Here is a 16658-nt window from a genome sequence, read left to right as displayed (position 1 = left end):
GATGAGCACCGCTGACACCGCCCCGACGAGGGCCGTCGGACTCGGCCTCGCGACCGTCGCCCTGGACGGCACCGTCCTCGACACCTGGTACCCGCTGCCCGAGGTGTCCTCCGACGCCGACGACATGGCCGCCGAGCCCGGCACCGTCGTCGTGCCCGCCGGTGAGCTCGAGCCGTCGCTGGTCGACGCGCTGGGCACCGATGAGGACCGGGGCGTCGAGGTCGTGGCGGTCCGCACGGTCGCCGACCTCACCGGCCCGCCCGCGTCGGCCTACGACGTCTACCTGCGACTGCACCTGATCTCGCACCGCCTCGTGCGGCCCCACGGCGTCGACCTGAGCGGCCTGTTCGGCCTGCTCGCCAACGTCGTCTGGACCAACCACGGGCCGTGCCCGGTCCCGGGGTTCGAGCGCGTCCGTGCACGACTGCGGGCCCGCGGGCCGGTCACCGTGTACTCCGTCGACAAGTTCCCGCGGATGGTCGACTACGTGATCCCCACCGGCGTGCGCATCGGCGACGCCGACCGTGTGCGGCTCGGCGCGCACCTCGCCGAGGGCACGACCGTGATGCACGAGGGCTTCGTCAACTTCAACGCCGGCACCCTCGGTGCGTCGATGATCGAGGGCCGGATCTCGGGCGGCGTCGTCGTCGGGGACGGCTCGGACGTCGGCGGCGGCGCGTCGATCATGGGCACGCTCTCCGGGGGCGGCAAGGAGGTCGTCTCGATCGGCGAGCGCTGCCTGCTGGGCGCCAACGCCGGCATCGGGATCTCCCTCGGCGACGACTGCGTCGTGGAGGCCGGGCTCTACGTCACCGCGGGCACCCGCGTCTCGCTCGACGACGGGAACGTGGTCAAGGCCGCCGACCTCTCCGGTCGCTCCGGGCTGCTGTTCCGGCGGAACTCCACCTCCGGTGCCGTCGAGGCGCTGCCGCGCTCCGAGGGCGCGACGGTCGAGCTGAACTCCGCGCTGCACAAGAACTGAGCCCCGACGGTGGGTCCGGCAGCCGGACCCACCGTCGGGACCGCGTCAGGCGCAGACCGGCGTCGCGGAGAGCACGTCCCCGTCCTGGTCGTAGCGCACGACCGTGCCCTTCCAGACCTGCCCCGGCGCGCAGGGTCCGAGGTCCGCGGGGTTCTCGTTGGGCTCCAGGACCGTGACGATCCTCGGGTGCTCGGGGCGCTCACCGGTGGGGATCGACGGGAACCCCGACACCTCGAACCCGTTGCCCCCGCTCTCCTCGACGCTCCACCCGTTCCCGCTCGGGGAGTTGCAGTCCGCGCAGGGCATGGCGAGGGCGGTGCCCGGCACGAGTCCGACTCCCCCGGCCGCGATCACCGTCGCCAGCAGGCCCCGCACGAGTCGCCTGCGCAGCCCGGACGTCCTCGTCGTCGCCTCGTCCACGATCTCCTCCTCACGTCTTGGTGAACCGCCGTTCGGTCCGGGAGAAGCGTGCGCGGGTCGGGCCGGACGATCGTCGGTCCGTGGGCCCCACCTCGGCCTCCACCCACGGGTGGAGGCGGTGCCACACTCGTCGTCGTGACCGACGCCCTTCTGGACGAGCGCCGCGCCGGGATCGTCGCGGCCCTGCGGTCGGCGGGCGCACGGTTCGGCTTCCTGCACGGGAGTCGCGCGGCCGGGACGCACCATCCGGACTCCGACGTCGACGTCGCCGGCTGGTGGGGCGAGCACGCCCCTCCCGCGTTCGAGGTCGACCTCCCGGCGGATGTCGACCTCCTCGTCCTCGACGACGCGCCGCTGCTGCTGGCCGGCCGGGTCGCCATGCACGGCGTGCTGCTGTTCGACGACGACCCCGTGGCCCGGGTCCGCTGGACCGCGACCACCCGCAAGATCTTCCTCGACGAGCTGCCGCGGATGCAGCGGGCCGACGAGGACTTCCGCCGGAGCGTCCTGCGTGGTTGATGAGGCACGGGTCCTGGCGCTCCTGCGGTCCATCCGGGCGGACCTCGCGTTCCTCGACCGCGAGGCCGACGCCGACGAGGGCCGACGGTCCGACGAGGCCTGGCTGCGCGGGATCAAGTACGCCTTCGTGACGGCGATCGAGGGCTGCGTCGACATCGCCCAGCACCTGGCGGCCTCCGAGTCGTGGGGAGCGCCCGGCACCAACGCCGAGGCCGTCCGGGTCCTCGGGCGGCGAGGCGTCCTCGACCCCGCCCTGGCCGACCGCCTCGGCCGCGCCGTCGGCCTCTCCGGCTACCGGCTCGTCACGTGCTCGCGGCCTGCGTGACCAGCTCCTGCGCCCGCTCCTTCGACACGTCCCCGGACAGCCCGCACAGCGTGCACTGCACGACGTGGCGGGTGCGCACCCGGAAGGTCGGCACGAAGAACAGCGTGAACCGCGTGACGAGCCCGGTCACGGTGTGCGCCGCCGCGTGTCCCTGCGGGCAGGTCAGCATCAGCACCGCCAGCTGCCGGGCGGTCCGGCGCGTCCCGAAGATCAGCATCAGGTGCCCAGCCGGGCCGCGCCGGCCTCGATGCGCTCGTCGGACGCGGTGAGCGCGACCCGCACGTGCTGCCCGCCGTCGGGCCCGTAGAACTCCCCCGGCGCGACGAGGATGCCGCGCTCGGCGAACCAGGCCACGGTCGTCCGGCACGGCTCGCCCCGGGTGGCCCAGAGGTAGAGGCCGGCCTCGGAGTGGTCGAGACCGAAGCCCGCGCGCGTCAGCGCCGTGCGCAGGAGGGCGCGGCGGGCGTCGTAGCGCTGCCGGGTCTCGGCGACGTGCAGGTCGTCCGAGAGCGCCGCCGTCATCGCCTCCTGCACCGGGCGCGGCACGATCATCCCGGCGTGCTTCCGGACGGCGAGCAGGCCCGACACCAGCGCCGGATCCCCCGCGACGAACGCCGCCCGGTAGCCCGCGAGCTGCGAGGTCTTCGACAGCGAGTGCACCGCGAGCAGGCCGTCGAGCGACCCGCCGTGCACCCGCGGGTCGAGCACGGACACGGGGTCGGAGCCCGGGCCGGGTAGGCCCAGGTAACACTCGTCCGAGGCCACCACCGCGCCCACCGACCGCGCCTCGGCCACCCGCGCGGCCAGCGCCTCCACCGGGAGGACCCGGCCGGTCGGGTTCGACGGCGAGTTCAGCCACACCAGCCGCGTGTCGCGCGGCAGCGGCTCGTCGTCGGGAACGCGGACCGCCGTCGCGCCCGCCAGCAGCGCCCCGACCTCGTAGGTCGGGTACGCCAGGGACGGGATGGCGACGGTCGTCCCGCGCAGCCCGAGCAGGGTCGGCAGCCAGGCGACCAGCTCCTTGGAGCCGATCGTCGGCAGCACCGCGTCCGGCTCCAGCCCGGTCACGCCGTAGCGACGCCCGAGGGCGTCGACCACGGCGTGCCGCAGCCCGGGCGTGCCGTGGGTCTGCGGGTAGCCCGGTGAGTTCCAGGCCTCCCGCAGGGCGGTCGCGACGACCGCGGGTACCGGGTCGACCGGCGTCCCCACGGAGAGGTCGACGACGCCGTCGGGGTGCGACCGCGCCGTCGCCGTCTCCGCGGCGAGACTGTCCCAGGGGAAGTCCGGAAGGGCCGGGAGGCCCGGACTCACTCGCCCTGCGGCGGCAGGCTCGGCACCGGGCCGGCGTCCCGGTCGACCTTGCCGACCTTGGAGGCCCCGCCCGGCGAGCCCAGCTCGTCGAAGAAGTCGACGTTGGCCTGGGTGTAGACCGACCACTGGTCCGGCACGTCGTCCTCGTAGTAGATGGCCTCGACCGGACAGACCGGCTCACACGCACCGCAGTCGACGCACTCGTCCGGGTGGATGTACATCATCCGCCCGCCCTCGTAGATGCAGTCGACGGGGCACTCCTCGATGCACGCCTTGTCGAGCACGTCCACACACGGTTCGGCGATCACGTACGTCACGTCGGCTCCTGCTCCCTACCTCAGCTGTGGGTGTCACCACCGGGCCGGTGGTGGTCGGCCCGCACACGGCGATGAAACGCTCCCGCAGTATTCCGTTCGGCGGCGCGTCGCGCCCGGGCGGGTCGGGAGTGCCACGACGTGTCGGCGGCCACAGTCGGTCGGGCCGCCGTCGCGGGCCGTGTCCCGGCTACCCGTGTTCGCGGGCGACCCACGCGGCCGCCCGTCGCGCCGCACGCTTCAGCCCGGAGCGCTCGGACTTGTAGGCCCCGAGCGCCCCCACCACCGGCAGGTTCGCGAGCGTGCGCCAGGCCCAGCGGCCCTGCGGCCGGCGGCCCAGCTCGTCGTGCAGCGCGAACAGCGAGCGTCCCATGCGCCACACCGCCCGGGCCAGGGCGCGCAGCCGGCCGTCCCCGGAGCGCTCCCGGTGGAGGTCGCCGGTGAGGTCCGCGGCGTCGCGCTCCACCTGGGCGTCGTGGGCGTCGCCCTGCGGGTCGAGGTCGCGGTCGAAGAGCACCGCGGCGAGCAACCGGACCTGCTCGTCCCGGCCGGTCATGCCGTGCTCGCCCGCGATCGCGCAGATCACCAGGCCCTGCGCCGACAGCCCGAGGATGTCCGACACGGGCAGCCGCCGGGCCAGCGCCCCGCCGATCCCGGGGAACGCCGCGATCGCGGAGGTGAAGCGCCCGACCCGGCCGACCCACCAGTGGTCGCGCTCCTCGGGGCTCATCACCGCCCAGCGCGGGGTGCCGGGGAGCCGTGACGTGGCCAGGCGGTCCAGCGCCCGGCCCCGCACCCGGCGCACGAACCGGCCGACCCGCTGCCGGCGGTTCGTGGCCGGCGGCTCCTCCCGCGGCGGTCCCTCCAGCTCGAGGGAACGACGCTGCGCGAGCTTGCCCAGGCGGAACGGGTCGGCGTCCCGCAGTCCGCCCAGCACCGGCCCCGTCGCCGCGACGAACGGGCGGAGCACGCTGATCATGTACTGGTCGGAGACGGCGGCCATGCCGCCCTCTTGCCCGATCGGCGGGGTGGTCACACCGCGTGCTCCGGGTCACAGTGGACCGCATGAGTGGGGGGATCCGGTCGAACGCGGTGCGGGCCGAGGTCGGGCCGCAGCTGGCCGCGCTCGGCGCGCACTACGGCTCGACGCGCGGCGGCGCGGTCTCGTGGTGGTTCCCGGCGTCCGGCCGGCGCGAGCGACGGCTGCTCTTCCGCCCGGTGCAGGGCCTCGACGAGTGGGAGGTCGAGTACGCCGAGCACTCCGCGGACGGCCGCCGCACCTTCGTCCACGGCACCCGCTCGGTGCGCAGCTCGCGCGCGGGGCTCGGCGCGGCCGTCGACGAGCTCGTCGCCGGGGGCCTGCCGCGCCGTCCCGGCCGCCTCCTTCCCGACGACGGGGATCGTGCCCCGCTCGTCGACGGCGCCGCTCCCGGGCCGCGGGCGGCGGCCGCCGCGGCCTCGGCCCGCCGGCCGCCGCCCCCGCCCCGGTCGGTGCGTGTGGCGGACGGGGTGCTCGGCATGGTCGTCGCGGTCGCCCTGCTCGCGGCGTGCCGGATCGACATCGACCTGGCGCCGAACATCGCGGCCTTCGCGGTGGCGCTGCTCGGCGTGTCCGCGGTGTGGACACTGATCGGGCTGTCCGGGGCGGAGCACCGGCGGCGCTGAGCCGTCCCACGAGTGCGACGTCACGCAGGTCCGGCGGCTCCGGGACCTGCGCTACGTCGCACTCGGCGTCGAGTCGGCCCCCACCGGGCGGCTCGCCACCCACACCGCCGGGAACAGCCCGGAGGCGACGAGCACCAGCGGGCGCCAGTCCGGCGGGAAGGTCCCGGTGCCGGTGGGGCTCCAGAAGCCGAACACCACCACCACGACCGTCCACACCACGAGCGGTGCGAACACCACCCGCGAGCCGGGGAAGCAGCGGTCGACCACCCGGACGGCCAGCGGCGTGGTCACGGCCGCCACGAGGATCGAGACCGGGAGCGGCACCGTCCCCACCTGCAGCGTCAGCCACGCCACCTCGGTCAGCGCCAGCAGCGCCACGTCCAGCAGCACCACGGCCAGGACCGCGACCCTCATGCCGACAGCGCCGCGAGACCGCCGTCGGGGCCCCGCAGGAGCACGAACCCCTCGGAGGCGGTCACCGGCTGCGCGAGCCCGTTGGACAGCGCGAACGCCGGCGGCTCGGACCCGTCGTCGTGCACGCCGATCTGCGTCGCGTGCGCCCGCAGCGCCGCGAGCTTGCGCACCCGGGCCGCGCCGAGGGCGATCCGCACGGTCACCGCGTCGTCGGGCACCGTCGGGAGGTCCTCGACCGGCGGCACGGGCAGCGGCAGCCACGACCGTCGGCGCAGCGCGTCCAGCCCGCGCGCCACCTCGTCGTGGGCGGCCGCGGTCGCGTAGAGCGCGACGCGGGCCCCGAGCGGATCGATCCGCTCCACGGCGCCGCCGGTGATCTCGTGGGCGCGCACGTGGTCGGGGTGGCCGTAGCCGCCCGAGGCGTCGTAGCTGACGACGACGTCGGGCTCGGCCTCGGCCAGCACCTCGACGAGCTGGTGGACCTGCAGGTCGACGTCCGCGCGCACGGCGAACGCCCCCGGACCGAGGTCGGCGGGCGCGGCGGCCCGGATGCCCTCACCGGTGGCCACCATGCCCGAGTCGCGCCAGCGGCCCCGCCCGCCGAGGAGTCGGTGGTCGGTCACCCCGACCGCGGAGCACGCGGCGGCCAGTTCCTTCTCCCGGAACGGCCCGAGCTCGTCGGACCCCTCGAGGTGGCGGAGCTCCGCCGGGATGACCTCGCCCAGCTCCCCCAGCGTGCAGGTGACCAGCGTGACGTCCCAGCCCGCGTCGACCGCCCGGGCCATCAGCCCGCCGCAGGTGATCGTCTCGTCGTCGGGGTGGGCGTGGACCAGCACCAGGCGGCTCACTCGCTCCGGTCCTCCTCCGGGAGGTCCCCGAGCGTGGCGAAGGCGCCGAGGACCGGCTCCACGTCGCCCTTCGTGGTCCACGAGCGGAGCTGGGCGGCCGAGCGCCGCGCCAGGCATGCCCGGTGCAGCTCGAATTCGTCCGCGTGCAGCACGACGTCGGCCTGCTCCGGGTCTCCCCCGTCGGACGCCCAGGACCAGTGCCGCCCGACGAGACCCAGCGTGGTCCCCTCCGGCAGGCGGGCGCCGACGCGGGGCGCGAACCGGTCCCGGATGGCCGCGACCCCCGCTGAGTCCTTGCCGCCGGGCACGCCCAGGGCGCCGCGGAGGTCCTGCTCGTGGATGATCACGTCGCCGAGCGGCCGCGGTCCGTGCTCGCGCATCCACGCCTGCAACGGCTCGGCCGTGGCCTCCCACTCCGCGATCAGCTCCGCGACCGAGGAGTCCCGGCGGGCCTCGACCTGCCGGGCCGTCCACGCCGCGTTGTGGTCGTCGGGCTCGTCGCCGGCGACGACGTCCGACCCGAGCCCGACCATGTGGCTGAACAGGTCGCGCACCGTCCAGTCCGGGCACGCCGGCACCCGACGCCCCACCTGCTCCTCGGTCGCGTTCGCCAGCAGCGCGATCACCCGCCGCTGGGCCCCGCCCCACTCCTCGATCGGGTCCACGCCGATCATCGTGCCAGGTGGGTCGGACACCCTGGTTCGGGTTGCGGGCGGCGTCATGCTCACCGGATGGACATCACGCTCCGGCCGATGACGGACGCCGAGTTCGAGCACTTCCGGGAGCGCCAGGAACGCGAGTACGTCGAGTCGCTGCGCCGGTCCCGCTCGGCGGAGGCGGCGCGCCGCAAGGCACGGGAGGACCTCGGCCGGCTCCTTCCCGACGGCGGGCCGGGCCCGGGTCACCACGTCCTCACCGCGGAGCACGACGGCCGGGTGGTCGGGCAGGTGTGGCTGGGGCCCTCCGAGGACGCCGACGACATGCTCTGGCTCTACGACCTCCGCATCTCCGAGGACGAGCGCGGGCAGGGTCACGGGCGGGCGGTCATGGAGGCGGCCGAACCCCTCGCCCGCGGGCTCGGCGCGGCCCGGCTCGGGCTCAACGTCCTCGGCGACAACCATGCCGCCATCGCCCTGTACCGGTCGGCCGGCTTCACGGTCACCGCCCAGCAGATGGCGAAGTCGCTCGACGGGAGGTGAGGCCGCGAGGGCCCCACCCCCGTCGGTCACGCGACCGGCAGGATCTGCCGCACCTCGGCGAAGTGGCACGCCGACGGGTGGTCGCTCGACCCACCCGGCACCAGCGGCGGCTCCTGCTCGGCGCAGATCGCCTCCGCCTTCGGGCACCGCGTGCGGAAGCGGCATCCCGACGGCGGGTCGGCCGGGCTGGGCACGTCGCCGGTCAGCCGGATGACCTCCCGCTTGCCCCGCAACGACGGGTCGGGCACGGGCACCGAGGACAGCAGCGCCTGGGTGTAGGGGTGCGTGGCCCGCTCGTAGATCGACTCGCTGTCCCCGGTCTCGACGATCTTGCCGAGGTACATCACGGCGACCCGGTCGGAGAGGTGGCGCACGACGCCCAGGTCGTGCGCGATGAAGATGTACGAGAGCCCGAACTCCGTCTGCAGCTCACCGAGCAGGTTCATCACCTGGGCCTGGATGGAGACGTCGAGGGCCGACACCGGCTCGTCGCAGACGATCACCCGAGGGCGCAGCGCGAGGGCCCGGGCGATGCCGATGCGCTGGCGCTGACCGCCGGAGAACTGGTGCGGGTAGCGCCGGATGTGCTCGGGGTTGAGGCCGACCACCTCCAGGAGCTCCTGCACCTTGCGCCGGCGGTCGCCCTTCGGGGCCACCTCGGGGTGGATCTCGAAGGGCTCGCCGACGATGTCGCCGACCGTCTTGCGGGGGTTCAGCGAGGTGTACGGGTCCTGCAGCACGATCTGCATGTCGCGGCGCCACGCCTTGAGCGCCGCGCCCGACTTCGCGAACAGGTCCTCGCCGTCGAAGGTGACCGTCCCCGACGTCGGGGGCTCGAGGCGCATGAGGACCTGGGCGAGGGTCGACTTGCCGCAGCCGGACTCGCCGACCACCCCGAGGGTCTCCCCCGGGTGCAGGTCGAACGAGACGCCGTCGACGGCGTGGACCTGGCCGATCGTCTTCCGGAACAGGACGCCCCGGGTGATCGGGAAGTGCTTGACGAGGTCGCGCACGGACAGGATGGGATCGCTCACGGCGTGAGCACCTCCTCGGGGGATGCGGCCACGAAGCGCTCGGCGAAGTGGCACGCGGCGCGGTGGCCCTCCGGGCCTGCGGCCGGGTCGTCGAGCTGGCGCAGCGCCGGCACCTCGGTGCGGCAGCGGTCCTCCGCGTGCGCGCACCGCGGGTGGAACGGGCAGCCGGGCGGGATGTTCGTCAGCGACGGCGGCAGGCCCGGGATCGGGTCGAGCTGCCCGCGCGAGGAGTCCAGCCGCGGCACCGAGGCCATCAGGCCGCGCGTGTAGGGGTGCGCGGGATGGGCGTAGAGCGTGGCCGCGTCCGCCTCCTCGACGATCCGGCCCGCGTACATGACGGCGATCCGGTCGGCGACCTCGGCGACGACACCGAGGTCGTGGGTGATCAGGATCATCCCCATGTCCCGCTCGCGCCGGAGCTCGTCGAGCAGCTCCATGATCTGGGCCTGCACCGTCACGTCGAGCGCGGTGGTCGGCTCGTCGGCGATGAGCAACTCGGGGTCGAGCGCGAGCGACATCGCGATCATGGCGCGCTGGCGCATGCCGCCCGAGAACTGGTGCGGGTACTCCCGGACCCGCTGCGACGCGTTCGGGATCTTCACCTGGTCGAGCAGCTCGGCCGCCCGCACCATCGCGTCCTTCTTCGACATCCCCCGCCGGAACCGGAACTGCTCGGCGATCTGGGCCCCGACGGTGTAGACGGGGTTCAGCGCCGACAGCGCGTCCTGGAAGATCATCGCCATCGACTCGCCACGCAGCAGCCGGCGCCGTTCCCGGTCCGCGCCCAGGAGCTCCTCGCCCTTGAAGCGGACCGCCCCGCCGGTGATCCGCCCCGGGGGCGTGTCCAGGATGCCCATGATCGTCTGGGCCGTGACGCTCTTGCCCGACCCGGACTCGCCGAGCACCGCGAGCGTCTCGCCCGCCTCGACGCGGTAGCTCACGCCGTTCAGCACGGACGCGGTGTCGGCGCCCCTGCCGAACTCCACGCGCAGGTCGTCGACCTCCAACAGCGGAGCCATGCCGGTCACCGTCCTCTCGGGTCGAGTGCGTCGCGCAGGGCGTCCCCCATCATCACGAAGGCGAGGACGGTGACCACCAGGAACGCGGCGGGGAAGAACAGGGCGTGCGGCATCTGGATGATGCGCGCCTGCACCTCGGAGATCATCACGCCCCACGAGACGACGGGGTCCTTCAGGCCGATGCCGAGGTAGGACAGCGTCGCCTCGGCGCCGATGAACACGCCGAGCTGGATCGTGCCGTAGACCAGCACGGGAGCGAGGCAGTTGGGCAGCATGTGGCGGAACATGATCCGCAGCGGCCCGGCGCCGAGCGCGCGCGCCGCCTTGACGTAGTCCTGCTGCGAGGAGGCCAGGGCGGCCGCCCGCATGATGCGCATCGCGAGCGGCCACGACAGCAGCACGATCGTCAGGACGACCTGCACGACGAGGCGCGTGGAGCCCACGATCTCGCCCGGCTTGTTGAGGCTCGTCAAGATGACGATGCCGCCGAGCACGAACGGGATGCCCGCGAAGATCTCGGCGATGCGGGACATCACGGAGTCCGTGAGCCCCCGGAAGTAGCCCATGGTGAGGCCCGCCAGCGAGCCCACCAGCACCGTGCCGAGGCTCGCGAGGAGCCCCACGGCGAGCGAGGGGCCCGCGCCGTAGATCGCCCGGGCGTAGACGTCGCGGCCGAAGAGGTCGCGGCCGAACCAGGAGCCGGCCGACGGCGCCTCCCCGGAGCGGTCCAGCACCTGGAACGTCGGGTCGGCGCCGGTGAACAGCGAGGGGAACAGCGCCATCACCAGCAGGACGACGATGACGATCCCGGAGACGATGAACAGGGGCCGGCGCCGCAGCTGCTTCCACGCGTCCGACCAGAGCCCGGACTCGGCCTGCGGGCTGACCACGGCCCCGTCGTCGTGTCCGGCGAGGGACGGTTCCTGACGCAGCGTGTCAGTCATAGCGGATCCTCGGGTCGAGGACCGCGTAGAGCAGGTCCACGATCAGGTTGACGACGAGGTAGATGATCACCAGGAGGGCGACGACGCCCACGACCTGAGTCTGCTCCTGGCGCTGGATGCCCGTGAAGACGAGCCCGCCGAGCCCCCGGATGTTGAACACGCCCTCGGTGACGACGGCGCCGCCCATGAGGGCGCCGAGGTCGGTGCCGATGAAGGTGACCACCGGGATGAGCGAGGTCCGCAGCATGTGGGCCAGCACGACCCGCCGTCGGGACAGGCCCTTCGCGACCGCGGTCCGGACGAAGTCGGCGCGGGCGTTCTCCATGAGGCTGGTGCGGGTCAGCCGGGCCACGAAGGCCATGGAGAGGCTGCCGAGCACCAGGCCGGGCACGAAGAGGTCGAGGATCGTGGGGTCGGGCGGCACCGAGGTCCGGATCCAGCCCAGTTCCACCCCGAAGACCTGCTTGACGACGAGGCCGGTGACGAACACCGGCAGCGAGATCAGGAAGAGCGTCGAGACCAGGATCAGCGAGTCCACGTAGCCCCGGCCGCGCAGGCCGGAGACGAGGCCGGCGGTGATGCCGATGACGATCTCGATGACGACGGCGACCAGCGCCAGCCGGAAGGAGATCGGGGCGGCGTTCGCGATGAGCTCGGAGACCTCGTTGCCGCTGAACGTCCGGCCGAAGTCACCGGTGAGCAGTCCGCCCAGGTACTTCAGCCACTGGAGGAGCACCGGGTCGTCGAGGTTCAGCCGCTCGGTCATGGTGGCGACGTAGGACGCGGGGCACTCCCGCTGGCCGCACTTGCCCGCGAACGGATCGTCGGACAGGCCCCAGACGAGGTAGTAGATGATCAGGGTGGTCCCCAGGAACACGGGGACGAGCTGCAGCAGGCGCCGCAGGGTGTAGCGGCCCATCGGTCCTCCCAGACACTCCGACGAGACCCGGCCGCGGTGGCTCCCCGTCATCGGGGAGCCGGCCGCGTCCGGTGGTGGTGGTCGTCGGTGCCCGTCAGCCCTGGGGCTTGAGCACGAACGCCGAGGCGTCGATGCGGTTCAGCGGCGTCTGCAGACCGGTCTGCACCCGCTGCCCGTCGCCCCAGATCACCGGCCGGCTCCACAGCGGGATGGCCGGCATGTCGTTCAGGGCGATCTTCTCGGCGTTCGCGTAGGCCTGGTTGGCCGCCTCGATCGTCGGGGCCGCGTCACCGGCGGTCATCGCCGCGTCGAACGCCGGGTTCGAGTAGCCGGCGTCGTTGGCGGACGCCCCGGTGCGGTAGAGCTGGCTCAGGAACGTCTCGATGTTCGGGTAGTCGCCCTGCCACGCCGCGCGGAACGGACCGGTGTACTGCTTGGCGTTGGCCAGGCGGCGGGCCTCCTGGAAGGTCGGCACCGGCGAGTACCGGACGTCGATCCCCAGGTTCTGCCGCAGCTGGTTGGTGATTGCCTGCATCCACTCGTCGTTGCCGCCGTCGGAGTTGGCGACGAGCGTGATCGGCCCCTGGACGCCGCCGGCCTGCGCGAGCAGCGCCTTCGCACCGTTCGGGTCGAACGTGCAGGTCTGGCCGCACTGGTTCGGGACGTAGCCCTGCACGGACGGGGTCGCGTAGCCGTCCGCCGGCGTGTAGATGCCGTTGAAGAGCTGGTTGATGATCGCCTGGCGGTCGATCGCCATCGAGAACGCCTTGCGCAGCAGCGGGTTCTGGAAGCGCGGGTCGTAGGTCGGGAACGTCAGCGCGGTCGTCACCAGACCCGGCACCAGCTGGGCGCCCGGGCCGAGGTCCTGACGCCACCGGTCGCCGGCGAGCGCCGACGACGGGATCTGCCGGATGTGGTCGAGGCTGCCCGACACCACGTCGGAGTAGGCGGTGTTCAGGTCGGAGTAGACCCGGAACTGCAGGTTCTGCACCTGCGGCTTGTCGTCGCCCGCGTACTGGTCGTAGCGCGTGACGTCGAGCTCCTGGTTCGGCGTCCGCGACACGAAGCGGAACGGGCCGTTGCCCACCGGGGCGGACTCGTAGCCGGCGCGGTCGGCGAAGAACTTCTGCGGCATCGGGAAGTACGCCGTGTAGCCCAGCGTCACCGGGAAGATCGTGAAGGGCTGGGTCAGGGTCACGGTGAACGTGGTCGGGTCGACCACGCGCAGGCCCGAGAGCTGGTTGACGGTGGCGTTCTCCGCGCTCACCTGGTCGTAGCCCTGGATCTTCTCCATGAACGACTGGTTCTGCGCGCCGTTCGGGCCGAAGGCCGTCCAGTTCCACGCGTCGACGTAGCTCTGCGCCGTGACCGGGGTGCCGTCGTGGAAGGTCCAGTTCGGCTTGATCCTGACGGTGAACGTCGTGTTGTCGGTCGACGTGATGGAGTCGGCCATGGCGTTCGACGGCTGCCCGGTCTTCGGGTCGTACTTCACGAGCCCGGTGAACAGCGCGTCGATCGCGTCGCCGCCGTTCTGCTCGTTGGTCGAGCCGGGGATGAGCGGGTTCTCCGGCTCGCCCCACTCGATCGAGACGGTCTGCGCCTGGTCGCCGCCCCCGCCGCCACCGCCGCAGGCGGAGAGGACGAGAGCCCCGGCCGCCACGAGCGCGCCGACAGCGATCCAGCGCGACCGACCGCGCCTGGTGAACCTGGTCACCACACCTCCTGAAATGGTTTGACAGGCGGGATCGCCGCCCGCGGGCAACCTAAGTGGTCTGGACCTCTCGCGCCACCCCGGGGTGTTTCCGGAAGCTCACGATTTCGTCAGCTCCCGTTCAGTTGTTCGCGTCGCCGTTCGCCTGGCCCTGCCGCGCGGGCGGGCTCCAGCGGTCCGCCGAGGCGAACGGGCTCACGCCGAACGGCGGGACGACCACGTCCGTCCGGTCGGCCGGGGCGACCAGCGTGGTCGCGGCTTGGAACAGCGGCACCAGCGGCGTCGCGCGCCAGAGGATGGGCTCCACCAGGGCGAGCGCGGTGTCCTGGTCGATCGACCCGGAGGACGCACCGTCCAGGACCGACTGCAGCGTCGGGTCGCAGAAGCCGGTCACCGAGAGCGCCTCGGACGCCTCGGGGGTGCCGTCCTGGGCGAGCGGGGCGGCCGTCGTGGTGGCGGGCCCGGCGCCCGTGGTCGGGGCCGGGGTCGACGTGGGCGCCGCGCTCGTGGTGGGCGGGACGGCCGGGGCGGTCGACGGGGCGACCGGGGTGCTCGTCGTGGTCCGCGGGACCGCGGGCGAGACCCCGGAGCTGGTGGGCGCCTGGCGGCCCGGGCAGCCGATGAGCGAGTCCAGCCCGGCCACCGGGTCCGCGCCCACCGGCAGCGCGAGCACGGTGAGGTCCGCGACCGCCATGTCCGACGGCGACTTCGGGATCGGCGGCACGGAGGTGGTGGTCCCGGTCGGCGGCGTCGAGGTGGTGGCGGGGGCCGTCGACTCGGGCGGCGGCGAGGTGGTCGTGGTGCCGGGCACCGCCGAGGACGTCAACGGGCCCGGGGTGGAGGGGGTGGCGACGACGGACGGCGTGTCCGACGGGATCGGCCCGCGGCCGGGCGGGAACGGGTTGGACCCGGCGTCGGCGACCGTGGTCGTGCCGATCCCGGCGGCGTTCAGCTGGGTCGCGACGGTCTCGACGAGCCGCCCGTACGGCGAGGCCTGCGCGGGGGCGGAGAGCCGCAGCCGCAGCGGCGTGCCGTCGCGGACCCACCGGCCGTCGGGACCGCGCAGGTACCCGGCCTGCCCCAGCAGCCGGGACGCGGCCGCGGGGTCCGGGGCGCGGACCGGCGAGTCGGCGGTCAGCGTGGGGCGGTAGCCGGGCTCGCTCGGGGCGGTGGCGAAGGCGTCGGCGCGCAGGGCCCGACCCGGTCCGCCGCCGGCGCCGGCCTCGACCAGGGCGTCCCGGTCGAGCAGCGACACCACCGCGCGCCGCACCCGGGGGTCGGCGAGCGGGCCGTCGTCGGAGCGCAGCGCGAGCTGGACGAGCTGCGACTCCGCCACGGTGCGGACCGCGAGCGGGCCTGCCGGGCCCGGAGCCGCCGCGGCCAGCGCCTGCAGGGCGGCCAGGTCGCTGCCGTCGGCCCGGAACTGCGTGGCCTGGACGTCGCCGGTGCGGACCCGGTCGATCAGCGAGGCGTGGTCGGCGGCCTGCAGGACGATCTGGTCGGAGGCGCCGGGGGTGCCCCAGTAGACGCTGTTGCGGACCAGGGTGACCTGCCCGCGGATGCGGTCCACCAGCCGGACCGCGTACGGGCCGCCGGAGACCGGGATGCTGTCCTGCAGCGCGCCGCCCCACGAGCCGGGGGCGTCCTTGAGCAGGTGGGCCGGCAGCAGGCTGTCGAACAGCGTCGACCAGGCCGGGTACGGCCGGTCGAACACGACGTCCACGGCCTTCCCGCCCGCGCGGGAGCGGACGTCGGAGATCGCGCGGTAGCCCGCCGCGTCGACCACCCCGGGCTGCGAGCGCATCTGCTGCCACAGGTAGACGAAGTCCTCGGCGGCGATGGGGGCGTTGTCGCTCCAGGCCGCGGCCGGCGCGATCTCGTAGGAGACGACGTAGGGCCGGGTGGAGGTCACGCGCGCCGAGGTGACCACCGTGGTGTCGGGTCGGCGCACCCCGTCGGGCCCGAGCCGGAAGGCGCTGGGCAGCACCAGGGCGGCCATGGCCCGGCTCGTCGGGGTGAGGTCCGCGATCCGGTGCGGGTTGAACCCGACACCGAGGTCGTCGACGCCGATGCGCAGCTGGGTCGGGTCCGGCTCGAGCTGGGGCTGCGGGCGCGGTGCCGTCGTCGGGGCCTGACCCACCACCGGCGGGGGCGACGAGGAGCACCCGGCCAGCACCAGCAGACCGGCGAGCACGACGACCAGGAGGGCTCTCATGACGTGGCGGTGTGCGGGTGCCTCTCGTGCAGCAGCGGACGGACCGGGGCATCGTGGCACGGCGGGCCGTGGGACCCGCGTGCGGCCCTTCCCCGCCCGAGTCCGCTCAGGTTAGCCTGCCCTCATGGGCAGGCGGGCCGCGACGACGTGGGTGGACGCCCTGGCGCGACTGCGCCCGCGTGACCGGCCCGTGCCGGTGCCGGCGGGCCCGGCACCGACCCGGCTGGTGGTCGACCCGGCCCGGGCCTGCGCGATCACCGGGGCCAAGCGCGCCAAGAAGAAGTGCTGCCGCTCCACCCCGCGCTGCAAGGGCTGCCCGGTGGTGCTCATGCGCGCCGCCCGCGCCGCGGAGTCCGGGCTGACCGGCAAGGAGCTCGCCCGCGCGGTCAAGCGCGCCCGCGCGGCCTGACGAGTCAGCCGCCGAGCGCCTCCCGCAGGGCCGGGAGCAGCACCTCGTCGGCCGGCAGCCAGTCGACGCCGTCGAGCTCGTCGGCGTCCACCCAGCGCAGGGCCAGGTGCTCCAGCGCGACCGGCTCCGCCCCGTTCTCCGGGCGGCAGCGGTAGAAGCGCAGCACGAGCTCCTGCCCGGCCCGCCCGATCACCGGCACGTCCGGGCCGAGCCGCTCCCCGACGACGACGGCGTACGCCAGTTCCTCGCGCAGCTCCCGCGCCAGGGCGTCGGTCTCGGACTCGCCGTCCTCCACGGACCCGCCCGGGAGCTCCCAGCGGCCGCGCATGTCCGGCGGCTCCGCCCGTTGTGCCACGAGCAGCCGCCCGTCGCGCACCACCGCCGCCCCCACCACGACCCGCACGCGTGCA

General features: G+C 74.1%; 21 protein-coding genes. 6 read left to right on the top strand and 15 right to left on the bottom strand.

What is annotated here, in order from left to right; all coding sequences use genetic code 11:
* Position 1: 1 nt before the first annotated feature.
* Positions 2–982 carry a 2,3,4,5-tetrahydropyridine-2,6-dicarboxylate N-succinyltransferase gene (gene dapD / locus WCD74_RS07025; RefSeq protein ID WP_337694111.1) on the top strand — a complete coding sequence of 327 codons (981 nt, stop codon included), beginning with the start codon at positions 2–4 and terminating at the stop codon, positions 980–982.
* 45 nt (positions 983–1027) lie between these two features.
* Here dapD and WCD74_RS07020 read toward each other — a convergent pair whose 3' ends face one another.
* A complete protein-coding gene (locus WCD74_RS07020; RefSeq protein WP_337694110.1) occupies positions 1028–1402 on the bottom strand; it encodes a hypothetical protein in 375 nt (124 codons plus the stop codon).
* A 135-nt stretch (positions 1403–1537) separates the two neighbouring features.
* Between WCD74_RS07020 and WCD74_RS07015 the strand changes: the two genes are divergently transcribed.
* Together WCD74_RS07015 and WCD74_RS07010 are read left to right on the top strand one after the other, a co-directional pair.
* The gene (locus WCD74_RS07015; protein ID WP_337694109.1) at positions 1538–1921 is read left to right on the top strand and encodes a nucleotidyltransferase domain-containing protein; all 384 of its coding nucleotides are present in this window, start codon (positions 1538–1540) and stop codon (positions 1919–1921) included.
* Entirely contained in the window at positions 1914–2246 is a 333-nt protein-coding gene (locus WCD74_RS07010; protein WP_337694108.1) for a DUF86 domain-containing protein, read from the top strand. The genes WCD74_RS07015 and WCD74_RS07010 overlap by 8 nt, the downstream gene beginning before the upstream one ends.
* On the opposite strand, the gene WCD74_RS07005 is transcribed toward WCD74_RS07010, so the two are convergent.
* The 4 genes from WCD74_RS07005 to WCD74_RS06990 all read right to left on the bottom strand — a co-directional run bounded on the left by WCD74_RS07005 (position 2224) and on the right by WCD74_RS06990 (position 4907).
* The gene (locus WCD74_RS07005) at positions 2224–2463 is read right to left on the bottom strand and encodes a zinc-ribbon domain-containing protein (RefSeq protein WP_337694107.1); all 240 of its coding nucleotides are present in this window, start codon (positions 2461–2463) and stop codon (positions 2224–2226) included. The genes WCD74_RS07010 and WCD74_RS07005 overlap by 23 nt on opposite strands.
* A complete protein-coding gene (gene dapC, locus WCD74_RS07000; protein ID WP_337694106.1) occupies positions 2463–3557 on the bottom strand; it encodes a succinyldiaminopimelate transaminase in 1095 nt (364 codons plus the stop codon). The genes WCD74_RS07005 and dapC overlap by 1 nt, the downstream gene beginning before the upstream one ends.
* Positions 3554–3874, bottom strand: a complete 321-nt coding sequence (gene fdxA, locus WCD74_RS06995) for a ferredoxin (RefSeq protein WP_337694105.1) — start codon at positions 3872–3874, stop codon at positions 3554–3556. Before fdxA ends, dapC begins: the two co-directional genes overlap by 4 nt.
* A 187-nt stretch (positions 3875–4061) precedes the next feature.
* Positions 4062–4907 (bottom strand): hypothetical protein, encoded by an 846-nt coding sequence (locus WCD74_RS06990; RefSeq protein ID WP_337694104.1) that lies wholly within the window; start codon positions 4905–4907, stop codon positions 4062–4064.
* Positions 4908–4936: 29 nt separating this feature from the next.
* Between WCD74_RS06990 and WCD74_RS06985 the strand changes: the two genes are divergently transcribed.
* Complete coding sequence (locus WCD74_RS06985; RefSeq protein WP_337694103.1) at positions 4937–5536, top strand: hypothetical protein; 600 nt, start codon at positions 4937–4939, stop codon at positions 5534–5536.
* A gap of 51 nt (positions 5537–5587) precedes the next feature.
* On the opposite strand, the gene WCD74_RS06980 is transcribed toward WCD74_RS06985, so the two are convergent.
* The 3 genes from WCD74_RS06980 to WCD74_RS06970 are packed head-to-tail and all read right to left on the bottom strand — an operon-like array spanning position 5588 to position 7472.
* Positions 5588–5950 (bottom strand): hypothetical protein, encoded by a 363-nt coding sequence (locus WCD74_RS06980; RefSeq protein WP_337694102.1) that lies wholly within the window; start codon positions 5948–5950, stop codon positions 5588–5590.
* Positions 5947–6798 carry an N-acetyl-1-D-myo-inositol-2-amino-2-deoxy-alpha-D-glucopyranoside deacetylase gene (mshB, locus tag WCD74_RS06975; protein ID WP_337694101.1) on the bottom strand — a complete coding sequence of 284 codons (852 nt, stop codon included), beginning with the start codon at positions 6796–6798 and terminating at the stop codon, positions 5947–5949. The genes WCD74_RS06980 and mshB overlap by 4 nt, the downstream gene beginning before the upstream one ends.
* Positions 6795–7472 (bottom strand): maleylpyruvate isomerase family mycothiol-dependent enzyme, encoded by a 678-nt coding sequence (locus WCD74_RS06970; protein ID WP_337694270.1) that lies wholly within the window; start codon positions 7470–7472, stop codon positions 6795–6797. Before WCD74_RS06970 ends, mshB begins: the two co-directional genes overlap by 4 nt.
* Before the next feature lie 57 nt (positions 7473–7529).
* On the opposite strand from WCD74_RS06970, the gene WCD74_RS06965 reads away from it, so the two are divergent.
* Positions 7530–7997: a GNAT family N-acetyltransferase gene (locus WCD74_RS06965; protein ID WP_337694100.1), complete on the top strand. Its 468-nt coding sequence runs from the start codon at positions 7530–7532 to the stop codon at positions 7995–7997.
* A 26-nt stretch (positions 7998–8023) separates the two neighbouring features.
* Here the strand turns inward: WCD74_RS06965 and WCD74_RS06960 are convergent, their stop codons facing one another.
* The 6 genes from WCD74_RS06960 to WCD74_RS06935 all read right to left on the bottom strand — a co-directional run bounded on the left by WCD74_RS06960 (position 8024) and on the right by WCD74_RS06935 (position 15839).
* Positions 8024–9031, bottom strand: coding sequence for an ABC transporter ATP-binding protein (locus WCD74_RS06960; protein WP_337694099.1), 1008 nt, complete (start codon positions 9029–9031; stop codon positions 8024–8026).
* The gene (locus WCD74_RS06955) at positions 9028–10050 is read right to left on the bottom strand and encodes an ABC transporter ATP-binding protein (protein WP_337694098.1); all 1023 of its coding nucleotides are present in this window, start codon (positions 10048–10050) and stop codon (positions 9028–9030) included. The genes WCD74_RS06960 and WCD74_RS06955 overlap by 4 nt, the downstream gene beginning before the upstream one ends.
* 5 nt (positions 10051–10055) lie before the next feature.
* Positions 10056–10994 carry an ABC transporter permease gene (locus WCD74_RS06950; protein WP_337694097.1) on the bottom strand — a complete coding sequence of 313 codons (939 nt, stop codon included), beginning with the start codon at positions 10992–10994 and terminating at the stop codon, positions 10056–10058.
* Positions 10987–11913: an ABC transporter permease gene (locus WCD74_RS06945; protein WP_337694096.1), complete on the bottom strand. Its 927-nt coding sequence runs from the start codon at positions 11911–11913 to the stop codon at positions 10987–10989. Before WCD74_RS06945 ends, WCD74_RS06950 begins: the two co-directional genes overlap by 8 nt.
* Before the next feature lie 94 nt (positions 11914–12007).
* Complete coding sequence (locus WCD74_RS06940; protein WP_337694095.1) at positions 12008–13627, bottom strand: peptide ABC transporter substrate-binding protein; 1620 nt, start codon at positions 13625–13627, stop codon at positions 12008–12010.
* Between the two features lie 118 nt (positions 13628–13745).
* Positions 13746–15839, bottom strand: a complete 2094-nt coding sequence (locus WCD74_RS06935) for an ABC transporter substrate-binding protein (protein ID WP_337694094.1) — start codon at positions 15837–15839, stop codon at positions 13746–13748.
* A 124-nt stretch (positions 15840–15963) separates the two neighbouring features.
* Here WCD74_RS06935 and WCD74_RS06930 point away from each other — a divergent pair, with 124 nt between their 5' ends.
* A complete protein-coding gene (locus WCD74_RS06930; RefSeq protein WP_337694093.1) occupies positions 15964–16248 on the top strand; it encodes a hypothetical protein in 285 nt (94 codons plus the stop codon).
* Positions 16249–16252: 4 nt separating this feature from the next.
* Here WCD74_RS06930 and WCD74_RS06925 read toward each other — a convergent pair whose 3' ends face one another.
* A complete protein-coding gene (locus tag WCD74_RS06925) occupies positions 16253–16651 on the bottom strand; it encodes a (deoxy)nucleoside triphosphate pyrophosphohydrolase (RefSeq protein ID WP_337694092.1) in 399 nt (132 codons plus the stop codon).
* Positions 16652–16658: the final 7 nt, after the last annotated feature.

Origin of the sequence: Actinomycetospora aurantiaca (genome assembly GCF_037401875.1) — a bacterium.
Classification (GTDB): Bacteria; Actinomycetota; Actinomycetes; order Mycobacteriales; family Pseudonocardiaceae; genus Actinomycetospora; species Actinomycetospora aurantiaca.
This window is presented reverse-complemented; position numbering and strand designations above follow the sequence as displayed.